The 17421-nt window shown below is 35.3% G+C and carries 17 protein-coding genes; 12 read left to right on the top strand and 5 right to left on the bottom strand.

The window, feature by feature from the left end:
* Positions 1-347: 347 nt before the first annotated feature.
* From CBF29_RS08135 to CBF29_RS08125, 3 genes are read right to left on the bottom strand one after another with little or no spacing between them, the layout of a single operon-like run.
* Complete coding sequence (locus CBF29_RS08135; RefSeq protein WP_170170029.1) at positions 348-1553, bottom strand: amidohydrolase; 1206 nt, start codon at positions 1551-1553, stop codon at positions 348-350.
* A 19-nt stretch (positions 1554-1572) separates the two neighbouring features.
* The gene (locus CBF29_RS08130; RefSeq protein WP_126809267.1) at positions 1573-2763 is read right to left on the bottom strand and encodes a MalY/PatB family protein; all 1191 of its coding nucleotides are present in this window, start codon (positions 2761-2763) and stop codon (positions 1573-1575) included.
* A gap of 23 nt (positions 2764-2786) precedes the next feature.
* Positions 2787-3998: a hypothetical protein gene (locus CBF29_RS08125; RefSeq protein ID WP_170170028.1), complete on the bottom strand. Its 1212-nt coding sequence runs from the start codon at positions 3996-3998 to the stop codon at positions 2787-2789.
* A gap of 899 nt (positions 3999-4897) precedes the next feature.
* Here CBF29_RS08125 and CBF29_RS08120 point away from each other — a divergent pair.
* Positions 4898-5326: an RNA polymerase sigma factor gene (locus CBF29_RS08120; protein WP_170170027.1), complete on the top strand. Its 429-nt coding sequence runs from the start codon at positions 4898-4900 to the stop codon at positions 5324-5326.
* Positions 5313-5549, top strand: a complete 237-nt coding sequence (locus tag CBF29_RS08115) for a helix-turn-helix domain-containing protein (protein WP_126809264.1) — start codon at positions 5313-5315, stop codon at positions 5547-5549. The genes CBF29_RS08120 and CBF29_RS08115 overlap by 14 nt, the downstream gene beginning before the upstream one ends.
* A 586-nt stretch (positions 5550-6135) precedes the next feature.
* Here CBF29_RS08115 and CBF29_RS08110 read toward each other — a convergent pair.
* On the bottom strand, positions 6136-7161 hold the full coding sequence (locus CBF29_RS08110) for a LacI family DNA-binding transcriptional regulator (RefSeq protein ID WP_126809263.1): 1026 nt from the start codon (positions 7159-7161) through the stop codon (positions 6136-6138).
* 261 nt (positions 7162-7422) lie between these two features.
* Here CBF29_RS08110 and CBF29_RS08105 point away from each other — a divergent pair, with 261 nt between their 5' ends.
* The 10 genes from CBF29_RS08105 to CBF29_RS08060 all read left to right on the top strand — a co-directional run bounded on the left by CBF29_RS08105 (position 7423) and on the right by CBF29_RS08060 (position 16852).
* Positions 7423-8829, top strand: a complete 1407-nt coding sequence (locus tag CBF29_RS08105) for an L-fucose/L-arabinose isomerase family protein (protein ID WP_126809262.1) — start codon at positions 7423-7425, stop codon at positions 8827-8829.
* 2 nt (positions 8830-8831) lie between these two features.
* Complete coding sequence (locus CBF29_RS08100; protein ID WP_126809261.1) at positions 8832-9662, top strand: transketolase; 831 nt, start codon at positions 8832-8834, stop codon at positions 9660-9662.
* Positions 9655-10596 (top strand): transketolase family protein, encoded by a 942-nt coding sequence (locus CBF29_RS08095; protein ID WP_126809260.1) that lies wholly within the window; start codon positions 9655-9657, stop codon positions 10594-10596. The genes CBF29_RS08100 and CBF29_RS08095 overlap by 8 nt, the downstream gene beginning before the upstream one ends.
* 2 nt (positions 10597-10598) lie before the next feature.
* Positions 10599-12050: an FGGY-family carbohydrate kinase gene (locus CBF29_RS08090; RefSeq protein WP_126809259.1), complete on the top strand. Its 1452-nt coding sequence runs from the start codon at positions 10599-10601 to the stop codon at positions 12048-12050.
* Between the two features lie 16 nt (positions 12051-12066).
* Positions 12067-12489 (top strand): PTS sugar transporter subunit IIA, encoded by a 423-nt coding sequence (locus CBF29_RS08085; RefSeq protein WP_126809258.1) that lies wholly within the window; start codon positions 12067-12069, stop codon positions 12487-12489.
* A complete protein-coding gene (locus CBF29_RS08080) occupies positions 12482-12970 on the top strand; it encodes a PTS sugar transporter subunit IIB (protein WP_170170026.1) in 489 nt (162 codons plus the stop codon). Before CBF29_RS08085 ends, CBF29_RS08080 begins: the two co-directional genes overlap by 8 nt.
* A 13-nt stretch (positions 12971-12983) precedes the next feature.
* Positions 12984-13778, top strand: coding sequence for a PTS mannose/fructose/sorbose/N-acetylgalactosamine transporter subunit IIC (locus CBF29_RS08075; protein WP_126809256.1), 795 nt, complete (start codon positions 12984-12986; stop codon positions 13776-13778).
* Entirely contained in the window at positions 13771-14586 is an 816-nt protein-coding gene (locus CBF29_RS08070) for a PTS system mannose/fructose/sorbose family transporter subunit IID (protein ID WP_126809255.1), read from the top strand. Before CBF29_RS08075 ends, CBF29_RS08070 begins: the two co-directional genes overlap by 8 nt.
* A 75-nt stretch (positions 14587-14661) precedes the next feature.
* Entirely contained in the window at positions 14662-15939 is a 1278-nt protein-coding gene (locus CBF29_RS08065; protein ID WP_126809254.1) for a glycoside hydrolase family 140 protein, read from the top strand.
* A gap of 55 nt (positions 15940-15994) precedes the next feature.
* Entirely contained in the window at positions 15995-16852 is an 858-nt protein-coding gene (locus CBF29_RS08060; protein WP_126809253.1) for an alpha/beta hydrolase, read from the top strand.
* Positions 16853-16936: 84 nt separating this feature from the next.
* On the opposite strand, the gene CBF29_RS14255 is transcribed toward CBF29_RS08060, so the two are convergent.
* Entirely contained in the window at positions 16937-17104 is a 168-nt protein-coding gene (locus CBF29_RS14255; RefSeq protein WP_425469894.1) for an IS3 family transposase, read from the bottom strand.
* Positions 17105-17421: the final 317 nt, after the last annotated feature.

Genomic DNA, 17421 nt, shown 5'->3' with positions numbered 1-17421 from the left:
TTCGCATAAGCGATTGGAAAACAATTAATAAAACATCTGCTGCTAGTATAGAATTGGAAAGATAAAATGAGTAGAGAACCTCTTTCGGAAAAATTATGTGAGTTAAGACCACATGGTATGGCAAACTCTTTATTAGAGACACTATTATTGTGCCGACATTCAATTAGTTGGTTTTCCTCAAAGGGAAGATGTTTATAGCTTGATATTTGTACGTTATTCTTAGTTTGCACCATGATAAAAATTTCTTTCATTGTTGGATGGATACTTCAACGATATATGAAATTTTTACCATGGTGCCTTTTATTTATTTTAGGGTGGTTAACTTGATTTTACAACTGAGACAATGATTATTCATCAGCATTTTCAGTTAAAAAGTTAACAGCAAATTTTACTGTAGCGCCAAGGCTGTATGGCATAGCATCGTCATCCATGTCAAAACGGTCATTATGATGTTCGGCACCGCTACCTAATTCTTTATTACCTATGCCAACGAAAGCAAAGACGCTAGGAGCTATTTTGTCATAATGTGAAAATGATTCGGAAGCATACCATTGAATATCGGTTACCAGTTGCTCTGGGTAGAGTTCTTTGACTCCTTCACGAGCGAGCAAAGATAGCTTATCATCATTGTACACAGGTATTGTGGCAATTCTCATTTCGTTTGAAAATTCAACTGAGCAAAGGTGAGCGGAAGCAGTTTTTTCCGTCAAATATTTGAAAACATCAAATGCTTTTTTACCTTCATTCAAATCAAAATACCGGAGACTTCCACCAATGCGAGCTTTTTCAGGAATAACATTATTGACCGCCCCTGCATGAAATTGAGTGAGTCCTAGAGTTACAGTTTTGCTGACATCTAGCTGATTCGCCCAAGCACTTGTCAATCCGTTTAGGACGGCAGAAGCCGCAAAAATTGGATTGATAGATAAATCAGGGCGTGAACCATGACCGGAACGTCCGATAACTTCGAAATCAATGACGATAGCTCCAGCCATTCTTGGACCACTATCTAAACAAATTTGCCCAGTAGGCATGAAAGAAGTCAAATGAGTGCCATAGATTGCATCAATAGATTGATCCTTGATACCATCCAGCATAGCCTCAATACCTGAACCTATTTCCTCCCCTTCTTCAAACAGGAAAAGAACTCTACCTTGTAGATCATCTTTGATATCCACTAAGAGTTTCATAGCTGCTAGTAAAACAGCCATGTGTCCGTCATGTCCACACATGTGAGCCACGCCATCATTTTTGGAAATCCATTTTCTTGGACCTTTTAGATTGTTTGGATTTTCCTGAATTGGTAGTGCGTCGATGTCAGTACGTAATGCAACAGTTTTTCCTGGCTTTCCAGTGTCAAGAATCGCAAAGAAACCTGTTCCTTTGACTGGAATGATTGGCAATCCTAACTTTTGAATTTCTTTTTTTAAAAACTCTGCCGTTTCATATTCTTGTGAGGATAGCTCAGGGTGTTGATGCAGATAGACTCGAGTTTCTTTCATATAAGGAGCTAATTCATTTATTTTTTCCAGTAGAATTTGATTACTAATCATATTAATTTTCCTCCTGTTTTTAGTTTGATGAATGCTGACTGACGGCTGTTTTTAGGCGTTGCAATCCAGCCTGTAATTTTTCAGTAGAACAAGCAAGATTTATCCTTTGATACCCAGAGCCTTCAGGTCCGAAAATATGTCCAGCATCCAGTATCAACTGGCAATCTTTAATCAGAAAGCTATCTAGGTCTTCATCTGACATTTGCAGTGCTCTGCAATCAAACCATTGAAGATAAGTTCCCTCTAAAGGCGTTAGTTTAATCATAGGCAAATGTTCTGTGATATATTCGGTAAAAAGCTGACGATTGTGTTCACTCAGTGCGAGAAATTCTTTCAACCATGGGTCACCGTGCTGGTACATGATTTCACAGGCTTTCGGACCGATACAATTCAGCATATGAAATCCATCACGACTTTGCTGGTCGATAAATGCTTGTCGCAATTGAGGATTTGTGATTATCACATTTGCAGTTTGTAGGCCTGCAAGATTAAATGTTTTGCTAGGAGCAGTGAAGACAACCGTATTTTTACTTGTTTCAGGAGATAATGTGCTGAATACAGTATGTTGATGTCCGGGCAAAATCAGATCAAAATGAATTTCGTCAGAAATCAAAATGACATTGTGTTTTCGGCAAATCTCGTCGACTTTTTCCAGTTCTTCTTTTTTCCATACTCTACCTACAGGATTGTGTGGACTGCAAAACAGCAGCAAACCAACATCTGGCTGACTAGCTTTAGTTTCTAAATCAGTGAAGTCGATGGTGTACTCTCCTTCTATTTCAAGAAGGGAACTGCTTAAAACTTGACGCCCAGACTTTAGAATGGCGTTGCGAAAAGGGTAGTAGACAGGCGATATAATCAGAACAGAGTCGCCAATTCTTGTATAAGCTTTGACTGCATTAAATAGAGCACTCACCACTCCCGGTGAAGGAACGATATCTTCTGGACTTATTTTCCATTGATGATGACGTTCAAACCAGTTAACGACAGTTTCGAGGTAAGTATTTGTTAGTCCTGTATAGCCAAAGATCATTTCCTGTATATATTCTTGCAAGCCATTAATTAGTTCCGGAGGGTGGGGCAGGTCTACGTCTGCTACAGAATATGGGACAACCTCTTCTTGGATTTCAGGATTTAACTCTATCATCTGTTGCCATTTGGCAGAGCCTTGGGACAGACGATTAATGGTGGTTTTAAAATCATAAGTCATTTATTATTGTTTCCTTTCATCATTTAGGTAAAGGCAATACTTGCAAACACTCCTGCAAGGATTGCAGAAACGAGGGAGACAGATACGATACCGGCAATAATCATTTTTGGCATGAGATAAGCAGTTAAGTAGTTGATTTCTGCTGGATCATCTGTCGCTCCTTTGATAGCTTCCGTTGTTAAAGCGAAGTTAAAAGGAAAGCCTAAAAAACAATTGAGACCGATAACAAAAGTCATTTGTGGCGAATAGCCAAACAATTTTCCCAAAAAATACGTTGATATAAAAATGGCTATTAAAGCTAAAACCATTAAGACAACGATTTTTATTAGAAGTGCAATTAATACATCCCAAGTTGCCATAGCAAAAGAACTCATAAAACTTGCAAACAAAGCCAAATTGAGGATACCGCTAGAAGCAGTTTTATCCATTAACTTAGGTTCGAGCAGTCCAACGTAACTTAAGATAATTCCTACGAAAACTTGAACGATGGCATTGTTTATCCCTGTTATTTCCGTAATCTTAGAACATACAAATCCAAGAATAGCCAACAATGCCAAGTAATAAGTGGGTGTTTGAAAACGTTCAGGGACCATTTCATAAAAAGGGCGATAGTTATTATTGTTTTCGTCTATATTTTCTACAGTATTGTCTGTTTTTTGAGCAGGTGTTTCAGATTGCTCATGATTATTTTGACGAAACACATTTAACAATCGTTGACTTTCTTTTCCAAGAAAGGTCGCTGTCAGAGGGAAGCCGAAGAAACCGTGCATAATAAAAATCATCATAGCTAACATACCTAATTCAGGTAAACCGGCAGCAGTTGCTGCGTCTTTCATAATTAGGGCAGCCATGCCACCACCTGTCATAGGAGCAGCAGCAGTAAAAGCAGTTTCTTTTCCGAAAAGCAACGTCCCAAAAATAAGAATTACGAGCACAATACCTGCAACAGCAGCTAGAGTGGTGACGACTACTTTCCATTCGTTTAAAATATCTTTGATATTGAACATTGTTCCTACATGAATCAGAATGAAGGACATCATAATATTAGCCAGTGTCGTAATACCGGCTATGTCCAAAATATCTTTAGGAAATATTGTCCAATAACCTATTAGAAAAATTACTGCAACAACGAGCATTTGGGGAATACGACCTTTAGACAACGTCGAAATGATATCTCCAATGAACATCGTTACGACCACAATCGCTAGTGCAGAACTCATAGTGAGGTTTAACATAGGGCGCATCAGTCTCCTATTCTTGTTTTTTCATTGATAAGTTATCTGTCAGGATAATCTAGAGGCTTTTTCCGCAGAATAGTGTCAGTAATTAATAATCAAATAGTCTATAGCCTATTTGATAAAATCAGCTGACAAAAACTCGTCAGTTTTCTTGTCGCAGGAAAAGTTGAAATATTCATAGCACACAAAAAAGCGGTATTAGACAAGTTGTCTAATACCGCTTACCATAGTCTATGGGAAATATATTTCCTGCTTGACACATAACCATGTATTTTAAAATAATCTATTCTAAACTATATTTTGTCTGAAATGCTGCTTCAGGCAAAAAAGGACTAGAAATTATCCTTTGAATTGATTATAATAAACATGTTAGCGTCTTGCGCTAGCCTATTGGCAACTTGATTAGTCAGCTTATCCCTGATTAGTCAAGGCTTCACAGGAAGGCGCCAACCTTCCTGTGCAGTGCCAAAGAACATATTCATTTTTCTAAATTATCCTAACGCCCACATTGTATAATCAATAGAAAGCGTTGTCAAACTATTTTTGTGAAATAGTAGGTTAAAAAAATCAAAAAAAACCTTTTCAATAGCATTTAACTATAACAAATAGGAGCTGTATAAGGGTAGAGAAAACAATTTAATAGATGGTGTTAAATTGTTTTATTTACCCTTATACATTGATTAGTTAGCATTTATACAAAAATGTCTTTGAATAAATGGTTTTAAATAAAAAAACATGATTTATATTAATATTAATTGATAAAATAACACGCAAATTTTTGTAATTTGTGTGTTTTTTTTATTTTTTCATATATTTCTCGGCAAAAACGCCTTCTCCAACGTGTTGGTAATGAAAGGGGAAATACTTCTTTGTCATAAGGGATGGAGTTGAGAAGAATGGGGAAAAGCAAAGAAGAAATCATTGAAGAACAGTTTGATGCCTATTGTAAGGCCGTATTACGGAATAAAGTCAGAGGTATTTATCGCGAAGAAAAAAGACATGATGACAAACAGGTTCTATTGTCTGGAATTCCAGAACAAGTGTTAGATGAATTATCTATATATGATGATTATTTGCTGGATGCGGCCACTATGATGGCAGCGGATATTCTGGTTACGATTAGGGATGTTACACTTGCGCTGGCTATTGACTCTTTACCTGACACAATAAAAAAAGTGATATTAATGTCTTTCTACTTGGATATGAACGATACAGAGATAGCAGACCATTTGAATGTCTCCCGTGGCACTGTTTATTACTATCGCCAGAAAGGTTTGAAACAGATCAAGGACTATTTGGAGGGGATAGCTCATGCGACAATATAAGCAGAAACTCATACCTTATGCCACAATCATGTTAGCCATCAAACAAGACGTGGAGGCAATCCAAACAATTATTCACTATTATGAAAGTTATATGATTTATTTATGTCAGAAATCTGTTATTGCCGATGAAGGAATAATCAGAAACATGCAATTTGATGAGGAAATGAAAAGCAGACTGGAGATTAAACTGATGATGGCTATTTTGAAATTTAAAGTTGATTAGATTGAGTTAAGCTTATGTCTGAATAAATGAATGCATGGGCTCAGAACTTTCTGTCATAAAAAATACGACTAAATGAACTACCTATCCATCGATGAAACGGATGGATAGGTACTTTTTCGTGCTTTCTATTGGTATATATGAAAATGTTTTGGACTAATTCTATTTGTAGTTCTTAAATTGGTAAAACAGGAACATTAAAAATTCCGTAATCATATTATAGGAGCTAAACTAAAAATTATTTGTAACAAAAGATAGTTTATTTAGATATTTCGAATGTTCCATCATTGGGAGTTCCGCTGTTGTAAGATGACTGTAGGTTATTCGTATGCACTCGTTATTTTATAAACCTTTCGTCGAAACTATTTTTAGTTGTCTAACTTAGTTTTAGAATTGGCGAATTAAGGAGACAGAAAAATTTGACAAGTACCTGTAGATGAATATCGACTATGAAGAAAGCAGTTTGAGAGAAAAGATGAAGATAGCCGCACTACAATTAGGGAAATCTTCGAGCTACCTGATCAAAAACTGCTTAAGAGGGCTGACTCTGAGATCTCGTAAACTTTAATTTGTAATAGAACTATCAAAACTATTTGGAAAGTAAGCTTTTAACAGAGTCTCGACAAACTAGTCTAGTATTTAAAAATATTTGTTTTTTTGATTTTAAACCAGAGGTATTGTTTTCAATCATAGAAATTGCCTCTTTAGCAATTTCCTTGATGGGAACATGAATTGTGGAAAGTTCAGGACTCATAACTCTACATTCGAAAATATCATCAAAGCCAATAACCGAGATATCTTCAGGAATACGATAGCCTAGGTTTTTCAAAGTTTTTATTGCGCTTATAGCGATGTAATCATTCTCACAAAATATTGCTGTTAATCCTTCAACAAACAAAGAGAACTGTTCCCTATTTTTTGAAATAACTTTAATATCCATTGCTGGTAAATAGAATTTAGGTAGCTTATTTGGGCTCAAATGATTAAATTTCAAAGCATCTTTGAAACCTCTTCTTCGATCATAAAAATTATTTATTCTAGGAAGTCCTTTTATATAACCTATATTCTCATGTCCCATGTCCAATAAAAACTTTGTAGCATAAAGCCCACCTTGGTAACTATTCATTGTTACTGTATTACAATCTAAATTACTACATTGAGTATCTAAAACAACCAGATTTTTGAAATATTTATTTACTGGTGCTATGTGTGTTGAGGTCAGGTTTGTCCCCAAGAGTAAAATTCCGTCGCTAGGGTTCGCATTTTCCAGTGAAACTAGCTCGTTGAACAAATTATTTTTAGAAAGATTATTACTTGTAAGTATATGATGGTTATTCCCTACTTCTGTGGTAATGTATGAAAGTAATTCTTTAAAGAAAGGAAGTTGATCATAATCATCAGTAATTACATTTTCGTTTGTACAAGCTACAAATCTGATTTTCAATTTTGTCTCATCAATTTTCATGTGTTTTCTTAGAGGCACATAGTTGTTTTCTTTTGCAATTTTTAAAACACGCGCTCTCGTTTTCTCACTAACTCCTGGCTTTCCATTTAAAGCTAACGAAGCTGCTGATTTTGAAACATTTGCTAGATGAGCAATATCTTCTAATTTCATATAATTAGTCTCCTCAAAGTTCTTCTTTTCATTATAAACTAATCAAAACATATTTGGTAGGTTTAGCCTTCTTTTTTTCATTTTTAAATAATTAAATCGTATAAATCTTAGGGATTCTTTTTTGAAAACGCTTATATTCTCTTAGTTTAGTAAACTAACAAAGAAATAAAATTATATTTTAATGTTTTGTATTGTTTTGGTTTATCTGTAGTGATACTCTAAGATAAAGAAAGCGTTTAAAATAATGGAGGATATATTTAAATGGATAAAATTAAAATTGGATTTGTACCAACTAGAAGAAATTTGTTTAGCGCAGAAGCGGCAATAGAATATGCAAATCTCACGAGACAAAAACTGGATGAACTGGAAATTGATTATGTCGATATTTTAGATATCAATGCCGATGGGTTGCTTTTTGATGATGAAGGTGTAGAAAAAATTGCTGAAAAATTCAGCCAAGCTAAGATCGATGGATTATTTTTAGCAAATGAAAATTTTGGAACAGAGTATGCTTGTGCGCGACTAGCAAAAAAAATGAATGTGCCAGTATTGCTTTGGGGGCCTAAAGATGAACCACCTGCTAAAGATGGTTCACGATTAAGGGATACTCAATGTGGTTTATTTGCAATTGGGAAAGTGCTCCGCCGATTCCAAGTTCCTTTTACTTATTTAAAAAATTGTGATATCGACACACCTGAGTTTGAACGTGGAATCAATGATTTCATTCGCATCTGTAATGTTGTTAAGACTTTTAGAGAAACACGAATACTTCAAGTTGGCCCAAGGCCGTTTGATTTTTGGTCAGTAATGTGCAACGAAGGTGAATTACTAGAAAAATTTAATATCTCTCTTTCGCCAGTTCCAATTGATGAAGTAGTACAAGAAATTGAAAAAATCAAGAAAAGTGATTATAAGAGTGTCCAAAAAGCAATTGATTATTTCAAAGATAATACGGATGTCCAAATTTCAAAGGGTGAACTGGAAATGGTTGCGGCATTAAAAGTAGCCCTTCAATCATTATGTCAGAAATATGGATGTAATTCTGGTGTCATTCAATGCTGGACAGCACTGCAAGATCGAATCGGCATTCTACCTTATGCATCACTTTCATTACTTCAAGAAGAAGGGATTCCATTTGTATGTGAAACGGATGTCCATGGGGCGATTTCCGAATTATTAATTGAAGCCGCATCATTAGGGGAACACCGTGCGATTTTTGCAGATGTTAATTGTCGCCATCCTGAAAATGAAAATGGTGAGCTGCTTCAACATTTGGGAGTATTCGCGTATTCAACAGCAGAAACAAAACCTATTTTACCACCAAGACATTTTGTGTTTGATTATCCTGGTTCAGTAGCTTTCAGAGCAATTAAGGATGAGTACACCTTGTGTCGTTTTGATGGAGATAATGGCGAGTATTCATTATTGATGGGTACAGGTAAAGGAATAGATGGTCCTTATAATCAAGGGACTTATCTTTATCTGGAGTTTGAAAATTTAAATCGTTTAGAATTTAAATTAGTTTACGGTCCATACATTCATCATGTTGCCGCAGTTCGAAAAAATGTCGTACCAATTTTATACGAATCATGTAAATACCTTGGGATTACTCCAGATTTTTATGATCCAATTGAAGAAGACGTAAAAGCATATTTTAGGGGGGAGTAATGATGGAAATAAATGAATTAAAGAAAAAAGCGATAGAAATTCGTAAAGAAACACTAGAGATGATTTATAATGCCAAAACTGGACACACTGGTTCAGATTTGTCATGCACAGATATCTTAGTGGCTCTATATTATGAAGTGATGAATATTGATCCTAAAAATCCGGAAATGATAAATCGTGACCAATATATTCAGAGTAAGGGTCATGCCGCTGAAGTATTATGGACCGTCTTAGCGAATAAGGGTTTTTTTGAGAAGGCAGAACTAAAAAAATTTTCACAGTATGGCTCAAGATTGATTGGGCACCCAAACAATAAGGTAGCCGGCGTTGAAATGAATACAGGCTCTTTAGGTCATGGCCTCTCTGTATCTGTTGGAATAGCTTTGGCAGGTAAAATGAATGGGGATAATTTTCACATCTACACCCTTATGGGAGATGGGGAACTTGCTGAAGGCTCGATTTGGGAAGGTGCCATGGCAGCGGCTAATTTTGGCTTAGACAATTTGACAGCCATCATAGATCGTAACGGGCTTCAAATTACTGGAGCATCTGAAGATGTTATGAAGATGGAATCTCTTAAAGACAAGTGGATTGCTTTTGGATGGGAAGTTCAAGAGATAGATGGAAATAATATGGAAATTTTGGTTGATACGCTAAGAAAACCAAACAAAACTGGGATTCCAAAAATGATTATTGCTCATACAATAAAAGGAAAGGGCATATCATTTATTGAAAATAAAGCAAACTGGCATCATAAAGTGCCTACTGAAGATGAGATGATGACTGCCTTAAGTGAGTTAAATCAACAATTGGAGGAACTAAAAAATGTCTAAAAAAAATACGATTGCAAATCGTCAGGCAATGTGCGAGGTATTGATAGAAGAAGCTAAAGAGAATTCTGATGTAATCGTTTTGACAAGCGATTCAAGAGGTTCGGCATCATTAGCTAAATTTGCTGATCAACTTCCCGCTCAACTCATTGAAGTTGGTATTGCAGAACAAAATTTAGTCAGTATTTCTGCAGGGATGGCTCACATGGGGAAAAGACCTTTTGCAGCTTCGCCAGCGTGTTTCCTAAGTATGCGCAGTATTGAACAAATCAAGGTTGACGTAGCGTACTCCAACAAGAATGTAAAGCTTGTCGGCATTAGTGGTGGAATCAGTTATGGTGCTTTGGGCATGACTCATCATTCGTTGCAAGATTTTGCTGTGACAAGAGCCATTCCTAATTTACAAGTTTTAGTTCCGGCTGATAGACATGAAACGAAAAAAATGTTTAAAGTATTAGCTACTACAAATATCCCGGCGTATATTCGATTGGGAAGAAATCCTGTTGAGGATTGCTATCCAGATGATAGTTATGAATTTGAAATCGGAAAAGCGATTACGATGACTGATGGAACAGATTTAGTTTTTATTGCTGCTGGAGAAACTGTTCGTCAAGCAATGGATGCATCATTGCTACTGAAGAAGAAGGGGATTTCCGCAAAGGTCTTAAATCTCCATTCTTTGAAACCTTTTGATGAACTGGCTGTAAAAAAAGCAGCTAGAGAAACAGGAAGAGTGATTTCTGTTGAGGAGCATAGCATTTACGGAGGTTTAGGAGCTGCTGTAGCTGAGTCTTTGTCTGAAGAAAAGGGAATCGTTCATAAAATTGTCGGGCTTCCTGATGAGGCACTTGTTACGGGGACTACGATTGAATTATTCAAACACTATGGAATGGATGGTGCCTCTTTAGCGGAGTTAGGTAAAAAGATGGTGGAATGATCATGAAGGATAAAGGAACTTATAGAATTGTTATAGATCAAAGTACTTCTGGTTCAAAGCTGTTACTAGTTTTAAAAGGGAAAATAGTTAAGCGATACGATAAGAAACATCGCCAGATTTTCCCACAGGTTGGTTGGGTTGAACACGATCCAACTGAAATAATGGAAAATATTTATTCTCTTTTTGAAGAGATGCTTGCAGATAATCGATTAGCACCTAATGAAATCAAATCAATCTCTATTACTAACCAACGGGAAACAATCGTTGCTTGGGATAAAAAAACGGGCGAACCTGTTTACAATGCAATCGTTTGGCAGTGTAATCGCAGTCGGGAAATCTGTGAAACCCTTATCAAAGACGGTTTTGAGAAACAAATAAATGATAAAACTGGTTTGAGGATCGATCCTTACTTTTCTGGAACAAAAATCAAGTGGCTCTATAATGAAATTCCAGAAATAAAAGAAAAATCTCAACAAAAAAGATTGGCGGTCGGCACGATTGATAGTTGGATTGTATGGAATCTTACCAAGGGCCAAGTTTTTGCAACTGAGCCCAGTAATGCCTGCAGAACACTATTATACAATATCAGTACTAATTGTTGGGATGAAGAATTGATGACGCTATTTGGAATAAACAGAACTGATTTACCTGAAATTAAAAACTCTTCAGAAACATTTGGGTTTTACGAGAATATTCCGATACGCGGGATAATGGCTGATTCTCAAGCTGCACTTTTTGGTCAAAATTGTACCAAAACAGGTGATGTAAAGGTCACAATGGGAACCGGGTGCTCAATTATGATGCAATTAGAGCAAGACAATCATTTCAGAGATTCTAGGATTTTGACTACTGTTGCAAGAAGGGATAATAAACAAAACTATTATGCACTGGAAGGAATTATTCGTTCTTGTGGGGATTCAATAAATTGGTTGAATGAAAATATCACTCATTTTGAAAACCGCGAGTCTGTTTGTAATCAGGTCCTTGAGAATAAGAGTGAAGAAGAAGTTTATTTTATTCCTGCTTTACAAGGCTTAGGGTCACCCTATTGGGACAATGAAGTTCCAGGAGGTTTTATTGGGGTTAGAAGAACAACGACAAAATATGATTTGCTTTGTTCCATATTAGAAAGCATTGTGTTTCAAGTAAAAGCCGTTTTGAATGTGATGGAAGAAGTATCAGGAATCGCTATTGCTAAAGTCAAAGTAGACGGGGGTGTTACAAAGAATCTGAAGTTAATGGAAGAGATGGCAACACTTTTAAACAAGTGTATCTTTGTAAACGACATTGAAGAATTATCAGCAATGGGAGCATTAATCATTTCTGGCGAAACAAAAGAAACAATCGACTGGTATTACCAAGTCGTTAATCCATCAACTGAAAACCAAGAAATTATTCAAAAATATGAAAAATGGGAAAAGTTAGTCAATTGTTTTTTAAATATAGATATTTAATGGAGGGCGGATGTGAATGATTCATTTTATTTTAGCTTCTCATAGTGAGTTAGCTCATGGAATGAAGGAAACTATCAAAATGCTGACCGGTATCGACGAACCAATTTCTGCTTATGGTTTAAAAGAAAATGTAAATGTTATTGAGATATCAGAAGCAATCAGAGAAAAAATCAAAAATTCATCTGATGGAGATATATTTGTGATTGTCACAGATATTCCAGGCGGTAGTGTAAATAATGCTTTACTGGATTTAGTTAATTCTGAAAAAGTCTATCTTTTATCAGGTATGAATGTTGCACTTTTGTTAAATCTAGTTCTTAAACCGAAAATTAATGAGAAAGAGATTGCTGAATGTATTGAATTAGCAACCCAATCAATTGTTTTTTTCGGCAAAGATATATTTGAAAAAAATACTGAAGGAGATGATTTTTTTGATTAAGCTAGTTCGAGTAGACGAGCGTTTAGTTCATGGCCAAGTAGCAGTCTCTTGGACAAAATTTCTCGGCGTGAATCGAATAATTGTAGCAGATGACGAAGCAAGTGAAAATGAAACACAAAAGATCGCAATGAATATGGCGGTTCCAGAAGGTACAAAATTGAGTGTTGTTCCGGTGGAGAAGGCTGTCTCACTACTCAACGATCCTAGAGCAGCTAAGTTATCTATTTTTGTTGTTGTACGTAATCCGGAAAATGCACTTACACTAATTAATAACGTGAAAGATATTCCTAAGATCAATTTTGGAAACTATGGAAGAATGAGCGAAGGGGATTCATCTGACAAGATTAAGTTGGAAGCAAACTTATATGTTACAGATGCTGAACTTGAAACAATTAAGGAAATTATTGGTACTAATGTACCAACTAAATATCAAACTGTACCAAGTGAAAAAGAATTTGATTTGAAATCAATGATTAAGTAGGGAGGAAGAAAAAATGAAAGAAGCATTTTTAGTAGGATTGATCATGTTTATCGGTATGTTCTCCGACAATGGAATGGGGGATCCAATGATCAAAAGACCGTTAGTCATGTCAATGCTCGTAGGTTTAGTGCTTGGTGATCTCGAGACAGGAATCAAAATGGGGGCATCATTAGAATTAGTATTTCTTGGTGTAACTGGTATTGGTGGTACCTTGCCATCTGATTCGATGGTTGGTGCAATTTTCGGTACTGCTTTTGCAATTCTGTCAAATTCTGGTAGTGAAATTGCTTTAGCTTTAGCAGTACCTATTGGTATTTTATCTGTATTTATCAGAAATTTATTGTTTGTCATTAGCTCATCATTGATGCCAATGGTTGATGGATTTATCGAAAAAGGTCAAGATAAAAAAGTTTCATTGTTTCAAATTGGAGTTGCTCTATCGTATTCTCTGACATATTTTGTAATCGGATTTTTAGGTATTTCTTTAGGAAGTAGTGCAGTTCAGTCAATTGTTGATGCTATTCCTCAAAATGTAATGGACGCCTTAACAGTTGTTTCTCAAATATTACCAGCCTTAGGATTAGCCATCTTGCTTAATATGTTATGGGAAAAGAAAATTGCAGTATTCTTATTACTTGGATTTGTACTTGCAGCTTATTTAGAAATGCCGGTAATAGCAATTGCACTTATTGCGGCAGTATTTGCTATTTACACTGCTTTTAAAGATTTGGATTTGAAGAAAGATTTGGAATCAAGAACAGCTGTGAATACCGACTTATCAGTGGAGGAGGAATTTTTCGATGAATAATAAACAGATTAGCAAAGAAGAGAAAAAGCTTTTAAATAAAGTGTTCTGGAGATCATTTTTAATTTATGGTTCATACAATCCAATGAGGGCAAGTGGCATTGGCTTCCTGTACGCTATTATGCCTTTTATCAATAAGTATTACATAAAAGAAGATGAGCGAATCAAGGCTATGCAAAGAAATGCAGAATATTATAACATTACTTCTGCAATTTCTACTTTCCCAATGGGAATTATTGCGAGTATGGAAAAGGAAAATAGTGCTACTGGAAAATTTGATTCTTACTCAATCAATGCGATTAAAGCAAGTTTGATGGGACCATTATCAGGTATTGGAGACTCATTTTTCTGGGGAACATTTCGGGTAATTGCAGCTGGTATTGGTATTGGTCTGGCTGAACAAGGTTCAATCTTAGGGCCATTGCTATTCTTGCTTTTATATAATATCCCTGCTATTGCTGCACGTTATTATGGGACTTTTTTAGGGTATGGGCTTGGAGAAAAATATATTAAAGAAGCTTATGAAAAAGGGATTATTTCTACTTTAACAAAAGCTGCAGGTATATTAGGTATTACCATGGTAGGAGCAATGATCTACACTACTATTGGACTTCAAACCGGATTAAAATTCAATCTCAGTGGTATGGAATATAATCTTCAAGATATTCTAGATCAAGTTTTGAAGGGGATTCTACCTCTATCAGCTACAATGATTTGCTTTTTCTTTGTTCGTAAGAAAGTTAGTGCAAGTAAAATTATGCTTGGGATTATTGTTGTTGGTGCTGCTTTAAGTTTAATTGGATTGCTATAAATTGATTTAGTGCTAGACAAGTTTAATAGACTATTTAACTTGTCTAGTTTTGTTTAAAATGAGGAGGAAAAGAAATTGACAATTTCAGTGAATGCTGATGGTCGGACACTAAGTAAGAATGGTAATCGATTTTTCTATCTGGCAGATACTTGTTGGAGTGCCTTTACAAGCATTGAAGAGAAAGAATGGCATTATTACCTAGAAAAAAGAAAAGAACAAGGTTTTAATACGTTACAAATCAATATTTTACCGCAGTGGGATAGAAGTCTAGGTAAATTTGATCTACTACCTTTTTCTATTGATGAAAAGGGAGCCTTTAATTTTGAAAGAATAAATCAAGCCTATTTTGAGCGTGCTGAAAAAATGTGTGAAATAGCAACTGATAACGGTTTTTCTCTTGCTTTAGTTGTCCTTTGGTCTAATTATGTTTATGGAACATGGGCTAGTAAATTAGATGAAGAAAAAAATATTATTCCTCCAGAATCATTAACGAAATATTTTGAGATAGTAAGCGATACATTTAATCAATTTAGTCCAATTTACTTTATTAGTGGGGATACAGATTTTCCAAATGACAAAACTGTTCAGACATATGATTATGCTTTGGAGTATTTCAAAAATGAATCTCCTGAGTGTTTAAAAACATTGCATATACGTGGAAGATATGAGGAAATTCCTGCAAGTTTAGTAGAGAAAATTGATATCTATTTGTATCAATCAGGACATAACAGTACATTCCTAAATATGCCATATCATTTAGCTAAGGTATTTTATGATAAGAATCCTAAAAAGCCAATTATTAATTCCGAACCGTGTTATGAACAAATGGGATATAGTCGAAATGTTTATGGACGTTTTTTACAATTTGATGTCAGAAAAGCTGCTTGGCAAAGTGTTCTTTCGGGTGCGTGCGCAGGAATTAGCTACGGAGCTCACGGGATTTGGAGCTGGCAGGGATTAGATGGTAACTATTCTTCATCTGCTGGAGAAGCATTTGACTTGCCACTATTATGGCAAGATGCGTTGAAGTTGCCAGGTTCTTGGGATTATGGGTTTTTATTAAATTTACTTGAACTTTTTAAAGTTGGGAATTTAGTACCATGTAATGAACTATTATACGAGGCAGATGAACAAATACGATTTGCTGTAGACAAAGAAAATAATTGTTATTTAATGTATATTCCATGTAATACTACTGTTAAGATTAGCAAAGATTTTTCATCGTACAAGGTTAAGATGGTGGATCTTAAAACAAATAATTTTATAACTCCTAAGTTTGTTATAAATGCAGGAGGTTCAGTTTTTAAGATGCATTCATGTGAAGAGGATGTACTGTTAGTGATGAAGCAATAAATTCGTTGACTTCTACTACATGAGTATGTTGTAGGAGTCTTTGGGAGGCTGAATTGTGAAAAATAAGCGTATAAAAATTAATGATACTGGTTGCTTTGATACATATTTACTTCATAATTCAAAAGAATACAATATTGGAAAAAGGCGTCCTATAGTGATTATTTGTCCAGGGGGAGGCTATGCTTTTACGAGTGACAGGGAAGCAGAGGTAATTGCTCTTAAGTTTAATAGTATTGGATTGAATAGTATCATTTTATGGTATACGACAAATGATGAAAAAGATAATATTCCAAAACATGCCTTAAATGAAGCTGCTTATACGGTGAAGTACGTTAGAGAGCATGCTAACGAGTGGCTGATTGATACAGAGAACGTTATTATCTGTGGATTCTCAGCTGGCGGTCACTTAGCTCTGCAAATGGCAAATAATTGGAATAAAGAAAAATTAAGTAATGAGTTAGCAACAACAAAAAATCTATTAAAGATTAATTTAGCAATATTAGGCTATCCATTAGTTCATTTAGAGAGTGCATTCGAAAAAAATGATTTAGGTTTTGCAGCCAATTATGTTGATAAACCTAAAACTGGAAATGAGCGCTTTTTTGGAACTTTATTTCCAGAAAAACAGGATTTAGATAGTTTTAATCAGATAAATAATGTTAACTCTGAAACACCGCCAATGTTTATTTGGCACACTTACGAAGATGTAGTTGTTGATGTAGAACAATCATTATTGTTAGGATTAAAACTTAGAGAAAACGGGATTCCGTTTGAGATGCATATCTTCGAAAAAGGGGAACACGGATTAGCATTGGGAGATAGAACAACAGCTAGAAAAAAAAGCCATTATAATAGTCATGTAGCCAAATGGTTTGAATTGTGTGAAAGATGGCTTAGTAGTTATATAGATTAGAATCTGACAGTGATCTACGGTAAGTTTAAACAACTGTAATACTCTAAGAGAACTATGGATATAGGTCAACATTTTGGATATATTTTAGTGGAGGCATTCAATCCGTTTTAGCCTTTTCCAAAACTTCAAACTCCTGTGGAGATTATAAAACACTTCAACATATTTAAATAAGGCTTGATTCGCTTGTTCAAAATCTGAGCAAGCGGTCGTGTATATTTCTTTTTTCTTTAAAGAAACATGAAAAGGTTCAATGCCGGCATTTTCATAAGTTGCTCCTTTACGGATATAGGAATACCTTATTTTATTTGCTTCAATCCATTACTCTACTTCAACAGCTGTATATTAACTTTCTAAATCGGTATGGAAAATCATTCTATTTGGAATATGATAACGTACTTTTGCCTTATTTAATGTTTGTAATACTCAATCCACAGTTATTAGTCGCCGATAGTAAAATTAAGCTAGACAAATAAAAAAAGTCATCTGTGCTACACTCAAGATAGTTCCATCCAAAGAATTATAAGGAGTGAGTACAAATGACCTACACCCATCTTACACCAAACGAACTC

The organism is Vagococcus elongatus, from assembly GCF_003987645.1.
Classification (GTDB): domain Bacteria; phylum Bacillota; class Bacilli; order Lactobacillales; family Vagococcaceae; genus Vagococcus_A; species Vagococcus_A elongatus.
Note: the sequence above shows the minus strand (reverse complement) of the source record. Positions and strands in the feature narration are given on the sequence as shown.